Source organism: Streptomyces sp. ME19-01-6, assembly GCF_033793745.1.
Lineage (GTDB): Bacteria > Actinomycetota > Actinomycetes > Streptomycetales > Streptomycetaceae > Streptomyces.
Window position 1 is genome coordinate 58,839 of the sequence record NZ_JARAXF010000010.1, and the last position, 12,843, is coordinate 71,681.

Below are 12,843 nucleotides of genomic sequence, written 5' to 3' on the forward strand. Positions count from 1 at the left end.
GGACTCTCATGCAAGAGCGTAGCAGCGTCGCGGAATTGGCGGGGATCCTCCGTGCGGAGCTGAACCGCTACTCTCCTGGTGAGAAGCTGCCGTCCAGCCGGGCCCTGGTGGACCGCTACCGGGTGAGCCCGGTGACCGTCTCCCGCGCGCTCGCCGCACTCCGCGCCGAGGGGCTCGTGGTGACCCGGCCCGGCGCCGGGGCCTTCCGGGTCGACCGGCCGCGGGCGGCCGAGGAGGAGCCGCGCCCGGGCGACACCTCCTGGCAGGAGGTGGCCCTCAGTGTCGAGACGTCCGGGGAGCCGGTCCCGCGCTCCGTCGACGCCTCCGGAGTGCTGGCCACCCTGGCCGTCCCGCCGCCCGGCGCCCTCGAACTCCACGGCGGCTATCTCCACCCGTCGCTCCAGCCGGAGCGGGCGCTGGCAGCCGCCCTCGCCCGCGCCGGGCGGCGGCCCGGCGCGTGGGACCGCCCGCCGATCGACGGGCTGACCGAGCTGCGCGCGTGGTTCGCGGCCGAGATCGGCGGCCGGGCCGGGGCCCTCGCCCCCTCGGAGGTGCTGATCACCGCGGGCGGCCAGAGCGCGCTGACCACCGCGCTGCGCGCCCTCGCGCCGCCCGGTGCGCCCGTGCTCGTCGAGTCCCCCACCTACCCCGGGGCGCTCGCCGCCGCCCGCGCCTTCGGGCTGCGCCCGGTCCCGGTCCCCGTGGACGCCGATGGGGTCCGCACCGATCTGCTCGAACAGGCGCTCCGCACCAGCGGCGCGCGCGTCTTCCTCTGCCAGCCCCTCTTCCAGAACCCGACCGGCGCGGTGCTCTCCGCCGAACGGCGCCGCGAGGTGCTGCGGGTGGCCCGGGAGGCGGGCGCGTTCGTGATCGAGGACGACTTCGCCCGCCGCCTCGCCCACGAGGACGCGGGGCCGCTGCCCGCGACCCTCGCCGCCGACGACCCCGACGGCGTGGTCGTCCACGTCTGCTCACTCACCAAGATCACCTCGGCCAGCCTGCGAGTGGGCGCGCTCGCCGCCCGCGGCCCCGCGCTGGAACGGCTGCGCGCCATCCAGGTCGTCGACAGCTTCTTCGTGCCGCGCCCGATGCAGGAGGCGGCGCTCGAACTCGTCGGCTCGCCCGCCTGGACCCGCCATCTGCGCACCGTCGCCGCCGAGCTGCGCACCCGCCGCGAGACCCTGGCCACGGGGGTGCGGCGGGACCTCCCCGAACTCGCCCTGCGCCATGTCCCGCCCGGCGGCTTCCACCTGTGGCCGCGGCTGCCCGACGGCACGGACGAGGCCGCGCTGACGGCCGCCGCCCTGCGTGCCGGGGTCGCCGTCGCGCCCGGCCGCCCGTACTTCTGCGCCGAGCCGCCCGCCCCGCACCTGCGGCTTGGCTTCGCCTCGGCGGCGGGCCCCGCCGAGCTGGCGGAGGGGCTGCGCCGGCTGCGTACCGCCTGCGACGAGGTGCTCGGCTGACGGCCCGCCGGATTCCCCAGGTGGCGAAATTCCCTCGACGCCGCCCCTCTGGCCTGCGAGTCTCCCGCCATGAGTGACACGACCGGCCGGCCGGCCGACGGCTACGAGATATCCACCGACCCCGCCCGCCTCGACCCGGCCCGTATCCACCACTGGCTGTCCACCGACGCCTACTGGGCGCTGGGCCGCACCCGCGAGAAGCAGGACCGGGCCATCGCCGGCTCGCTCAACTTCGGCGCGTACGAGGCCGCCTCGGGCGCCCAGGTCGCGTACGCCCGGGTCATCACCGACCACGCCACCTTCGCCTGGCTGTGCGATGTCTACGTCGGCCGTTCCGCGCGAGGGACGGGTCTCGGCACCGCACTGGTCACGGCCGTCCGCGACCACCTGGAGCCGTTCGGGCTGCGGCGCATCCTGCTCGCCACGTTCGACGCCCACGGCGTCTACGAGAAGATCGGCTTCTCGCTCCTGGACGACCCGGAGCACTGGATGACCCTGCGCTTTCCCGGCGGGGACGCACCGGGCAGGTGACGCGGCCGGGCAGGTGACGCGGCCGGGCCGCGGGCCGGTCAGTGGCCGCCGTGCTGGTCCACCGCCTCCCGTGGCGCCTCGGCGGCCCCGCCGGTCTCGGCCACCTCGGCGCGGGCGGCCGTCGCGGCGGGCTTGCGGCGGCCGGTCAGCCGCATGGCGAGGGGCTGGGTGTAGCGGGCGGTGAGCGGGCCGAGGATCACCAGGATCAGTACGTACGCCGTGGCCAGCGGCCCCAGCTCCGGTTCGATGCCGGCCGTGACGGCGAGTCCGGCGATGACGATGGAGAACTCGCCCCGGGCGACCAGGGTGCCGCCCGCACGCCAGCGGCCCTTGGCGGAGATCCCGGCGCGCTTCGCCGCCCAGTAGCCGGTGGCGATCTTCGTGCAGGCGGTGACGGTGGCCAGCGCGAGGGCGGGCAGCAGGACCGGCGGGATGCTCGCGGGGTCGGTGTGCAGGCCGAAGAAGACGAAGAACACGGCCGCGAACAGGTCCCGCAGCGGGCTGAGCAGGTTGTGCGCGCCCTCGGCCACCTCCCCGGACAGCGCGATGCCCACCAGGAACGCGCCCACCGCCGCCGACACCTGGAGCTGCTGGGCGATCCCGGCGACCAGCAGGGTCAGCCCCAGCACCACCAGCAGCAGCTTCTCCGGGTCGTCGCTGGAGACGAAACGCGAGATGACCCGGCCGTAGCGCACGGCGAGGAAGAGCACCAGACCGGCCACGCCGAGCGCGATGGCCAGGGTGAGGCTGCCCGCCGCCAGGCTCACCCCCGCCAGCAGGGCGGTGATGATCGGCAGATACACGGCCATCGCCAGGTCTTCGAGGACCAGGATGGAGAGGATGACCGGGGTCTCGCGGTTGCCGAGGCGGCCGAGGTCGCCCAGGACCTTGGCGATGACGCCGGACGAGGAGATCCAGGTGACCCCGGCGAGCACCACCGCGGCCACCGGGCCCCAGCCCAGCAGCAGCGCCATGGCGGCGCCCGGCAGGGCGTTGAGCGCGGCGTCGACCAGCCCGGCCGGGTACTGGGTCTTGAGATTGCTGACCAGATCGCTGGCGGTGTACTCCAGCCCGAGCATGAGCAGCAGCAGGATCACGCCGATCTCGGCACCGATCGCCACGAACTCCTCGCTGGCCCCCAGCGGCAGCAGACCCCCCTCGCCGAAGGCGAGACCGGCCAGCAGATACAGGGGGATGGGGGAGAACTGCAAGCGTCCGGCCAGCCGGCCCAGCAGCCCCAGGCCCAGGATGACCGCACCGAACTCGATCAGGAAAAGAGCGGAGGAGTGCACGGTTCACTCCCGCCCGAGTATCGCCGCGGCCGTCTCCACGCCCTCGCGGGTGCCGATCACGATCAGGGTGTCGCCGCCGGCCAGCCGGAAGTCCGGCGTCGGGGAGGGGATCGCCTCCGCGCGGCGCAGCACCGCCACGATCGAGGCGCCGGTCTCGGTCCGCATCCGCGTGTCGCCCAGCACCCGCCCGTTCCAGTACGAGACCGACGACAGCTCGACGCGCTCGGCCACCAGCCCCAGCTCGGTCGTGGACAGCAGCGCCGGGCTGTGGTGCGACGGCATCAGCACGCCGATGACCGCCTCCGCTTCCTTCGCCGTCAGCCGCACCGACAGCGCGCATTCGTCGGGATCGTCCTGGCGGTACGCGCTCAGCGTCCGTCCGCCGTCGCGATGCGCGACCACGGACAGCCGCTGCTGTTCGCGCGTGGTGAGGTCGTAACGGACACCGATCCCGGGCAACGGCGTACTGCTGATCCGCGGAGCGCCCACGGCCATCCTTCCGTCGTACCTGCCACTTACCGGTGGACGTGCGGCGCCGGCCGCGGCCGGTGACGTCCCCGTCACCACCCTAACGAATGGCAAAGACTTGGTAATGAGGGGGTGCGAGGCGGGTGGCCCGGGGAACTCCGGTGGCCCCGGCCGCGACTACCGGGGCGGACATCCGCCCCACCCCAAGGACCACGCACGCGTCGGATACGACCTACCGCGCCCCGGCCCGCGGCCCTCGCGCTCGCCGGAGCCCTCTGCCGTACGCGTCACGTACGCCGCCCGGCCGGTCGCCACCCCCTGACCCCCTGACGCGCGCCTCGGCGGCCGCCCGTCTCAGCCGCCGAGCCGGACCACGCGGGCCGTGGCCGCGATCGGGCCGCTGTCGCGGAACCGCAGGACGAAGGGCAGTTCGTCGCCCAGCCGCAGCGGCGCCGAGACCCTGACCATCGCCTTGACGCCGCTCGCGGACATGGCCAGTGTGCCGTGGGCGGGAACGGCCGCCGTGTCGACCATGGCCATGGATTCCGTGGCGCCCCGCCGCACCGTGCGAGAGAGCATCGCGCGGCCGGTGTCCGGAGAGGTCACGGACACCAGGCGGTCGTGGGCGCCTCCGGTGTTGCGCACCCGGAAGAAGGCAACCGTGAACTCGTTGCCGGCGTACGGCAGCCAGACGCGGGCGTCGGCGATCCGGATCCTGGCCGGTGAGCCGGCGGCTCCGGTGGCGGTCCAGGCCGTCAGCCCGCCGAGGGCGACGGCGCCGGCCACCAGCGGTGCGAGCGCACCGCGGACGGCGCCCGCCGGGCGCCGCCGGGCGGGCGAGGACGCCGCCGTGGCCGGTGGGGGAGAGATCATGGCGCGTTCCTCCTGCTTCCGTGTACTTCCGTCAATGTCCGGGCGGCCCCGCGCGGGCCGGTGGCGTACGGGCGCAAGCTGTCGCAGACGACGAGCAGTGAACCGGCCGCCATGGCGGCGAGCGCGCCCGCCGGGCCGAGCCGGCCGGTGGCAGCCCACGCCACGGCGACCAGATGACAGCCCAACACCCAGGCCAGATGGGCGCGGATGATGTTCACCGTGCGCCGCGCGAGCCGGACGGCGTGGACGACCGCTTCGATGTCGCCGGGTGCCAACGCCATATCGGCCGCCGCCACTTCGCTGCCGTCCCCGAAGGCGATGCCCAGGTCGGCTTCGGACAGCGCGGCCGCGTCCCCGGCGCCGTCGCCGAGCACCACGACCCGGTGCCCCCGCTCCCGCAGCCGCCGCACCAGGTCGGCCTTGTCGCGCGGGCCGACACCGGAGTGCACCTCGACGATGCCCAACTGGTCGGCGACGGCCCGGGCGGCCTCCCCCCGCTCCCCGGTGGCCAGCACCGGCCGCAGCCCGAGCCGCTTCAGGTGGCACACGGCGCGGTAGCCGCCGGGCCGCCGCACGGCGCCCAGGACGACCGTGTCGGCGGCGCGCGGCGCTTCCAAGGCCCGGGGCCGGCGGACGAGGACACCGCTTCGAGCCCCGCGCCGGGCGGCGGCGAGCAGCGCCGCCTGGACCCCCGCCACCAGGACGCAGGGGCAGGCCATCACCAGCACCGCCACCGCCGTCGCGACGGCGGCCCGCGGCTCGGCGCCCGCCCCGAACCAGAAGCCCAGCACCGTCACCGTCACGGCCGCCACCGCGGGCGCACCGGCCCCGGCCACCGCGTCGGCCGGACGCCCAGCGGAGGCCCCACCCTGCCCGGCCCTGGCCTCCAGAACGCGCCCGGCGAGGGCGACCAGCGTGATCCCGGCCACCACTTCCAGGCACGGACGCGCCGCGCCGCCTCCCGTGGTGGCCAGCGGGTCGAAGGGCAACCGCGTTCCCGGCTCCCCGGCCCCGCCCCGGAACAGGGCATACGTGGACCAGGAGAACGAAGCGACGACGGCCGCCGACACCAACGTGTGGTGAGTGAGCCGAAGGGGCGCGCCGCTGTCGGAAGGGAGAGCGTGCGCGGAGGCGACCGAGCCCTCAAAAAAAGGAGGCAGGCCACGCAGCGCGCGCTGGTGGAACGGCCAGGCGCCCCACACCGCCACCGGCGCCGCGAGCACGAAACACAGCCACTGCCAGTTGCGGAACTGCGCCGCCGGCACCATGCAGAGCACCAGCACGGGCAGCGCCGGCACCGCGGTGAGCAGCAGCCTCCGGCGCTCCTGGTCCGCCACGGCAGCCTTGGGGCCCGGCCGTGGCGACACCGGGAGCCCGGCCGGCCGAGCCGCCTCACGGGCCGCGGTGGTCACCGCCCGCCACCCGGGCCGGCCATGCCATGCATGCCGCCACCCTCCTCGGACCCGGAGCCGCCACCGTCCCCCGGATCGGCCCCGGAAGGGCCCGCCGGGCGCATCCACGGGGCGACCGGCCCGGCCGCCGACCCCACGGCGTACGAGGCCGCGAACAGCACCCCGAGCAGCACGAGGAAGCCGAGCAGCGCGCGAGGCGGCACGAACCGCCGTGCGGCGAAGCGCGCGTCGGGGGAGGGGGGAGGGTGGTCCGTCATCATCACTCCTGCGAGAGCACACGGCCCGGTCGCCGTCATGCTGGCACGCCGAAGTGCCCTGCGGACGCCATGGAACGGGGGTGCGGCGCGTGAGGTTTCTCCTGGTCCGGCGCGGGAACCGGGCGCCCGCCCCATGCGACTACGTCGGGAGGTACGCGGTCGGCGTGCCGCTGATTCACCCCTCCCCACCTGCGGTCTGTCCCGGATGGCGGCAAGGACACACACCCCACACATCGCGCCACCATTCCCACACCGCGGAACGGGCGTCCACGGCCGCTGGCCGGAATCCGTGCGTCCTACCATGCCCGGATGAACTTCCGGCTCACGCTGATCGCTTCCGCCCGCAGTTCCTCCCGGCTCGCCGAACGCTTCGACGACGACCGGCCGCTCGACCCGGGGGGCTGGCGCGAGGTCGAGCGCGTGGCGCCCACGCTGCTTCCGCTGGCCGCCGCGGAGCTGCGCTACTGCTCGCCGTCGGCGCGCAGCCGGGAGACCGGGGACATCCTCGGCTTCATGCCACTCGCCCAACCCGCCCTGCGCGACTGCGACATGGGCCGCTGGCGTGGCCACACCCTGGAGGAGGTGACGACGCGCGAGCCCGGAGCGGTCGATGCCTGGCTCGCCGACCCGGGCAGCGCGCCGCACGGAGGGGAGTCGCTGTTCGCGTTCATCAACCGCGTGGGCGACTGGCTGGACACCCGCCCTGTCGAGCGCGACGGCCGGATGCTCGCCGTCGCCGACCCGGGCGTGATACGCGCCGCCGTGACCTACGCGATGAAGGCGCCGCCGCACTGCTACTGGAACGTCGACGTACTCCCGCTGTCCACCGTCACACTGACCGGCGGGGCCGGGAAGTGGCGGCTGTGCGTGGACCGCGAAGCGCAACTGTAGAAGCGCGACGGTAAGGACGTCGCTTCAAGGGCGCAGCGCGCCGCGTGGTCCACACACTGGAAACGTCGCGGTTACGGAATGTCGGCATTGGTCGCGTACGTTCGAGGTACACGTCCTCGACGACGAGGGAACCGACCCCGCCCGACCGCCCGGAGGACACCGTTGCGCGCACCGCACACCTCGCCCGCACCACCCAGCTGGCTGACCCACCCGCTGCACGGCGCGCGGGGGCTGCGCGGGCCCGTGCCCTGGGCGGCGGTGGCGCGTGGCGCGCTCGGCGTGGGGCCGGTGCTGGCGGCCGGAGTGGCCGCGGGGCAGACCTCCGCCGGGGTGACCGCGGGCCTCGGCGCGATGTTCGCGCACATCAACGACCGGCCCGCCACCCGCGCCACCCGCCTGGTGCGCATCGGCCTCCCCGCCCTGGCCGGGGCCGCGGGCATGCTCACCGGGGTGTGGCTGGGCACGCTGGGGCTCGGCGCCTGGATCGCGCTCGCCCTGGCTGCGGTCGGCCTGGTGTCCGGCGCGATCAGCGCGATCGGGCCGGTCTGCTCCTCTGCCGGGGTCCAGCTGATGGTGGTGTGCGTGGTGGGGGCGGGCATGCCCGCCCCCGAGCCACCGCCGGTCCGGGCCGGTCTGCTGTTCGCCGGCGCCGTGTGGGTGCTGGCCATGGCGTGGCTGCTGCCACTGCTGGCCCTCTTTCAAGGCTCGGTTCGCCCGGCGGGCCTGCCCGATGAGCGGCGCGCGGTGGCCGCCGTCTACGACGCGCTCGCCGACCTGATGGCGGCGGTCGGCACCGAGCGCGGCCAGGCGGCCCGGCGCCGGCTGACCGCCGCGTACGACGCCGCGTACGAATCGCTCCACGGACACCGGATCCCGCTCCACCGCCCCGACGCCGGCCTGCGGCGGCTGCGCGACCTGCTGGCGGTGGCCGGGGCGCTGAGCGAGACGGCGGTGACCCTGCTGTGGGAGGGCGAGCCGCTGCCCGCCCGGGTGGCGCGGGCCCCCGCGCTGCTGGCCCGCTCGGTGCGGACCGGCCGGCCGCCGGGCCCGCTCCCCGCGCCCGCGCCGCACACCGCCGGCGGCCTGGCCGCACACCGCGCGGTGCTGCTCGCCGCCCGCGTCTTCGACGGTGAACCCGCCCCGGCGGTCGGCGCGGTCGGACCCGGCCCCCGGCAGCGGCTGCGCCGGGTGTTCGGCCCGGCGGGCCGGGAGTACGCGGCCCGGGTGGCGCTGAGCGTGGGCGTCGCCACCGCACTGGCCACGTCACTGCCGGGCGAGCACTGGTACTGGCTGCCCGCCACCGCCGCCTTCCTGGTCAAGCCCGACATGGGCCCCCTGGTGTCACGGGCCGTCTCCCGGGCGTTCGGCACCGCCGTCGGCGTGGCCGTCTTCGCCGGGCTCGCCGCGCTGTTCGGCCCGCTCGCGGGGGCGGACGAGGTGTGGCCGGTGGCCGTCGCCGCGGTGTGCTCGGCGCTGATCCCGGTGTCCGTACGCCACTTCGCGCTCCAGACGGCGGTGCTCACGCCCCTGTTGCTGTCCCTGGTCTACCTCGGCGGCGACCGCGGCGCGGAGTACGCGCGGCTCGCGGACACGCTGCTGGCCTGCGCGGTGGTGCTGGCGGCCGGGGCGCTGCCGGGCCTCGGCGGCCCGCGCGCCCAGGTGTCCGTACGGTTGTCGCTCGCGGTCCGTGCCACCCGCGACCACCTGGGCCGGGTGCTGGCCGCCGACGCGCCCTACGCGGTACGGCTCCGGCTGCGCCGCGAGGCCTACCGCGCGCTGGCCGACGCCCGCCGCGCGGTGGAGGTGGCCGGCGCCGAACACCCGCCGTTCGGGCGCGATCTGGCGGCGTGGGCCCCGGTGGTCGCGGCGCTCGAGGACATCGTGGACGCGGCGACGGCGTGCGGGGTCCGGCTGGACCACGGCGCGCCGCCCCCGGACAAGGCCCTCGCGGACCGGCTGCGGGCCGGCCTGTCGGACCTGGCCGACGCGGTCGCCGCCCGCCGCCCGCCCGCCGACCTGCCGCTGCCCGCCGGGGCGTCGGTCACGCAATGCGCGACCCTCGCCGACGTCACCGCCGGCCTGCGCCGCGCCCGGCACCTCGCGGAACCCCGCTAGTGTCCTGTCCGGCCGCACTCCAGCGGGGTGGTCCCGGCCGGGGAGACTCAGCCGCCGGCCTGCCGGTGGCCGGTCCGGACCTGGTCCAGCCAGGCACCCGGGTCCAGACCGTCGAGCTCAGCGGTCTCACGGCTTCGCGCGGTGGCGAACAGCCCGAGCGCCGTGCGCCAACTGTTCCCGGCGGCCTCCGGATCGACGGGGAACTGCGCGGCCGCGAGGTCCCGCAGGGTCCTGGCCCGCCACAGAGGGAGGCCGAGTTCGGTCCACAGGCCGAGCGCCTCGGCGAGCGACGCGCGCGCCGACTCCAGCTCGCCCCGGGCGAGTGCGGACTCGCCCTTCGTCCTGGTCACCAGCGCGACGCCGAACCTGTCCCGGTGCTGGACACAGACCCGCAGACAGGAGTCGAGCAGGGGGTCGGCCTCGGCGCCGCGACCCTGCCGGATCATGGCCTTGGCCAGTGACTGCCGCGCATAGGCGGCGCCCAGCGCATCGCCCGCGGCCCACAGGATCCGCTCCGCCCGGTTACTGAGCTCGGCGGCGGTGTGCGGCTCGCCCCGGGCCCGGTGGCACAGGCCCAGACCGCGCAGGGAGACGGCCTCGCCCCGCGGGTCGCCGATCTCACGGTAGATGTCGGCACACCGGCTCAGGGAGTTGGCCGCCGCCTCCAGGTCGCCGCCGTCCCGGCGGATTGCTCCCAGGCCGTAGTGGGCGGCCGCGACCACACTGCGGTCGCCGACCCGCTCGGCGATGCCGGCGGCCCGCTCCAGGTCGTCGGCGGCGTCCTGGAACTCCCCCAGATCCCGGCGGACCGTTCCGATCCCCACCAGCGCGATCGCCTGGGTGGCGGCGTCACCGACGGCCCGTGCGAGCTCCAGGGCCTGGCGGAAGTGGTCCAGGGCCGCCGGGAAGTCGTCCTTCTCGTAGAAGAGCTGGCCGAGCCCGGCCAGCAGGATGGTCTCGGCCTGCCGGTCCTGGTTCTTCCGTGCCGCGAGGAGGGCGACCTCGTGCGTCCGCTGCCAGCCGTCGAACTCGTTGCGCGCCGCGAACGGCGACGACAGCAGTGAGGTGATGAGCGTCGTCGACGCCCCGTCCAGGCCCAGCTCGTGCGACCGTTCCACGGCCCGGACCAGCGCCGGCGTCTCCGACTTCAGCCATTCCACCGGGTTGTTCTCGGCTTCCGCCAGGAGCGCGGGGGAGAGGGCGGTGGTCGGGGAAGGGGAGGGGCGCAGTCCGAGCGTGACCCGGGGCAGCCGCTTGGCCCCCGCCTCGACCAGCGCCATCCACGCGGCCATGGCGCGGTCCAGGGCCGCCTCGATCACCTGCCGGGGTTCGCCGGCCAGGGCCAGCTCCGCTCCGAAGAGCTGCACCAGGTCGTGGAACCGGTAGCGCAGCCGCCCCAGTGCGTCCGCCCCGGCGACGTCCAACAGCCGGAGGTCCACCAGGTGCTCGACGACGTCCTCCGCGTCGTCCGGCCCGATGTCCAGCAGCGGGGAGGCGAGCCACGAGCCGAAGTCGGGCAGGTCGAGCAGGGTGAGCAGGTGGAAGGCGCGGCGGTGCGGTGCGTCGAGGTCCGCGTAGTTCAGCCGCAGGGACGAGCGGATGGCGACATCCCCGACGGTGAGTTCGTCCAGTCTGCGCCGCTCGTCGGAGAGCCGGTCCGCGAGGGAGCGCAACGGCCAGTGCGGCCGGGCCAGCAGCCTGGCCGCCGCGGCGCGGATGGCCAGCGGGATACCGCCGCACAGCCGCGCGATGGTCCGGGCGGACTCGGCGTCGTCGGCGACCCGTGCCTCCCCGACGATGCTGCTGAGCATGTCCACCGCGGCCTCGGTGGAGAAGAAGTCCAGCTCGACCGGTTCCGCGCCCTCCAGCCCGGTCAGCCGCGAACGGCTGGTGATGATCACAAAACAGCGCGGCGAGCCGGGCAACAGCCGCCGTACCTGCTGCTCGTGCGACGCGTTGTCCAAGACGATGAGCAGGCGCCGGTCCGCCACCTTCCTGCGGTAGAGCTCGATCCGGTCGTCGAGCGCCTCCGGCAGGTCCGGGCCGGTCACCCCGAGCGCCCCGAGGAACCGGCCGAGCACCTCATGGGCGGTGATGTTCCGGTCCGAGCCGCGGAGATCGGCGAAGAGCTGTCCGTCCGGATAGTGCTCGCGAAGCAGATGGGCGGCGTGCACGGCGAGCGCCGACTTGCCGACCCCGCCGAAGCCGGACACCACGACCGTCGGCGTCGCGGTGCGGAAGGCCGTGTCGTCGCGGCCCGCGAGCATGATCAGCGCTTCGAGCTGCTCCACCCGCCCGGTGAAGTCACCGATGTCCGGGGGCAAATGGCGGGGCGCGACGTAGTGGTCGAGGCGCGCCGCGAGCGGTGCGGCCGGCTGCTCGCCGACTGCCGTGACAGCGGCGCGCACCTCCTGGCCGGCGCCCGCGGGCACCGGGGCCGGGGCCAGGGGTGTGAGCGTCCCTTCGAGGATCTTGCTGTGCAGGCTTCTGAGCTTCTCACCCGGCTCGACGCCCAGTTCGTCGATCAGATGCTTGCGGCCGTCCCGGTACGCGGCGAGGGCATCGGCCTGCCGACCGCTCTCGTACAGGGCGCGCATCAGCAGCCCGCGGGTCTCCTCCCGCAGCGGGTGGGCGGCGGCCAGGCCGATGAGGCGGGACGTCGCCTCGGTGACCCTGCCCTGGGCGAGCCGGCAGCGCGCCAGGCCCTCCTCGGCCGCCAACCGGTCCTCTTCCAGCGAAGCGGCCCGGCTGCGGGCGAACTCGGCGCGCACCCCGCCGAATGCCGGTCCCCGCCAGAGTTCGAGCGCCTGCCCGTACCGCTGCGCCGCGGATACGTGGTCGCCGGAGCGCTCAGCGCTCCGGGCCTCGTCGAGACGGTGCTGGAACACCTCCAGATCGCTGTCGTCCGGGGTGAGCGCCAGGACGTACCCGGGGGTGCGGGTGGTCAGCAACGACGGCTCGCCGTTCGCCGAAAAGCTCCGGCGCAGCGCGGAAGCATAGGTGTACACGAGCGCCGTGGCGGACTGCGGCGGCGCATCGTCCCAGATGAGCGCGACAAGACTCTCTATGGAGACGACCCGCCGGGGCTGTAACAGCAGCGCGGCCAGCAACGTCTTCGGCTTGGCCCCGCCAAGGTTCACCTCGCGGCCGTCCGCTCTCACCTCGACCGGACCCAACGTCAGGAAGCGCACCCGGACCCCCAAGAGCACTCGCCCATTCCCACCCCACGCGGTGGGGGGATTTTGTCAGACGGCCAGGTGCGACACAACGAGGACACGCCGCATTTCTGGCCTCCGGTCTCCGGTCTCCGGTCTCCGGTCCCGGACATGGGCCAGGGCCCGTACCGGGGCGGGATGCCGGTACGGGCCCTGCTGCGGGGTTCGGTTCAGGCGAAGTGGGTGTTGTCCTTGGTGAAGCCTTGGCCGATGATGACGTCGTTGTCCCAGGGCATTTCGGTGAAGCCGCGTCCGTTGTGCCAGGCTTTGACGTCGCCGTTGTCGAGGACGGTGATGATTTCGGACTTGCCGTCGCCGTCGAGGTC

10 protein-coding genes are annotated in these 12,843 nt (G+C 75.0%); 4 read left to right on the forward strand and 6 right to left on the reverse strand.

Annotation, left to right across the window (positions count from 1 at the left end; genetic code table 11):
- Positions 1 to 8: 8 nt before the first annotated feature.
- Positions 9 to 1,463: a PLP-dependent aminotransferase family protein gene (locus PV419_RS23245; RefSeq protein WP_319691832.1), complete on the forward strand. Its 1,455-nt coding sequence runs from the start codon at positions 9 to 11 to the stop codon at positions 1,461 to 1,463.
- Between the two features lie 69 nt (positions 1,464 to 1,532).
- Positions 1,533 to 1,994, forward strand: a complete 462-nt coding sequence (locus PV419_RS23250) for a GNAT family N-acetyltransferase (protein ID WP_319691834.1) — start codon at positions 1,533 to 1,535, stop codon at positions 1,992 to 1,994.
- Positions 1,995 to 2,032: 38 nt separating this feature from the next.
- Here the strand turns inward: PV419_RS23250 and PV419_RS23255 are convergent, their stop codons facing one another.
- The 5 genes from PV419_RS23255 to PV419_RS23275 form a co-directional block, all read right to left on the reverse strand.
- Entirely contained in the window at positions 2,033 to 3,286 is a 1,254-nt protein-coding gene (locus PV419_RS23255; RefSeq protein WP_319691836.1) for a cation:proton antiporter, read from the reverse strand.
- Positions 3,287 to 3,289: 3 nt separating this feature from the next.
- The gene (locus PV419_RS23260) at positions 3,290 to 3,781 is read right to left on the reverse strand and encodes a cation:proton antiporter regulatory subunit (protein ID WP_319691838.1); all 492 of its coding nucleotides are present in this window, start codon (positions 3,779 to 3,781) and stop codon (positions 3,290 to 3,292) included.
- Positions 3,782 to 4,108: 327 nt separating this feature from the next.
- Positions 4,109 to 4,627, reverse strand: coding sequence for a copper chaperone PCu(A)C (locus PV419_RS23265; protein ID WP_319691840.1), 519 nt, complete (start codon positions 4,625 to 4,627; stop codon positions 4,109 to 4,111).
- Positions 4,624 to 6,039: an HAD-IC family P-type ATPase gene (locus PV419_RS23270; RefSeq protein WP_415925369.1), complete on the reverse strand. Its 1,416-nt coding sequence runs from the start codon at positions 6,037 to 6,039 to the stop codon at positions 4,624 to 4,626. Before PV419_RS23270 ends, PV419_RS23265 begins: the two co-directional genes overlap by 4 nt.
- Positions 6,036 to 6,296, reverse strand: coding sequence for a hypothetical protein (locus PV419_RS23275; protein WP_319691842.1), 261 nt, complete (start codon positions 6,294 to 6,296; stop codon positions 6,036 to 6,038). The genes PV419_RS23270 and PV419_RS23275 overlap by 4 nt, the downstream gene beginning before the upstream one ends.
- 309 nt (positions 6,297 to 6,605) lie before the next feature.
- On the opposite strand from PV419_RS23275, the gene PV419_RS23280 reads away from it, so the two are divergent.
- The gene (locus PV419_RS23280; protein WP_319691844.1) at positions 6,606 to 7,187 is read left to right on the forward strand and encodes a histidine phosphatase family protein; all 582 of its coding nucleotides are present in this window, start codon (positions 6,606 to 6,608) and stop codon (positions 7,185 to 7,187) included.
- Positions 7,188 to 7,349: 162 nt separating this feature from the next.
- Complete coding sequence (locus PV419_RS23285) at positions 7,350 to 9,302, forward strand: FUSC family protein (RefSeq protein ID WP_319691846.1); 1,953 nt, start codon at positions 7,350 to 7,352, stop codon at positions 9,300 to 9,302.
- A gap of 47 nt (positions 9,303 to 9,349) precedes the next feature.
- Here the strand turns inward: PV419_RS23285 and PV419_RS23290 are convergent, their stop codons facing one another.
- The gene (locus PV419_RS23290; protein WP_319691848.1) at positions 9,350 to 12,511 is read right to left on the reverse strand and encodes a BTAD domain-containing putative transcriptional regulator; all 3,162 of its coding nucleotides are present in this window, start codon (positions 12,509 to 12,511) and stop codon (positions 9,350 to 9,352) included.
- Positions 12,512 to 12,843: the final 332 nt, after the last annotated feature.

Coding starts and splice junctions, on each gene's coding strand:
- PV419_RS23275 (WP_319691842.1), bottom strand. CDS start 6,296: ATGACGGACCACCCTCCCCCCTCCCCCGACGCGCGCTTCGCCGCACGG.
- PV419_RS23245 (WP_319691832.1), top strand. CDS start 9: ATGCAAGAGCGTAGCAGCGTCGCGGAATTGGCGGGGATCCTCCGTGCG.
- PV419_RS23280 (WP_319691844.1), top strand. CDS start 6,606: ATGAACTTCCGGCTCACGCTGATCGCTTCCGCCCGCAGTTCCTCCCGG.
- PV419_RS23260 (WP_319691838.1), bottom strand. CDS start 3,781: ATGGCCGTGGGCGCTCCGCGGATCAGCAGTACGCCGTTGCCCGGGATC.
- PV419_RS23265 (WP_319691840.1), bottom strand. CDS start 4,627: ATGATCTCTCCCCCACCGGCCACGGCGGCGTCCTCGCCCGCCCGGCGG.
- PV419_RS23250 (WP_319691834.1), top strand. CDS start 1,533: ATGAGTGACACGACCGGCCGGCCGGCCGACGGCTACGAGATATCCACC.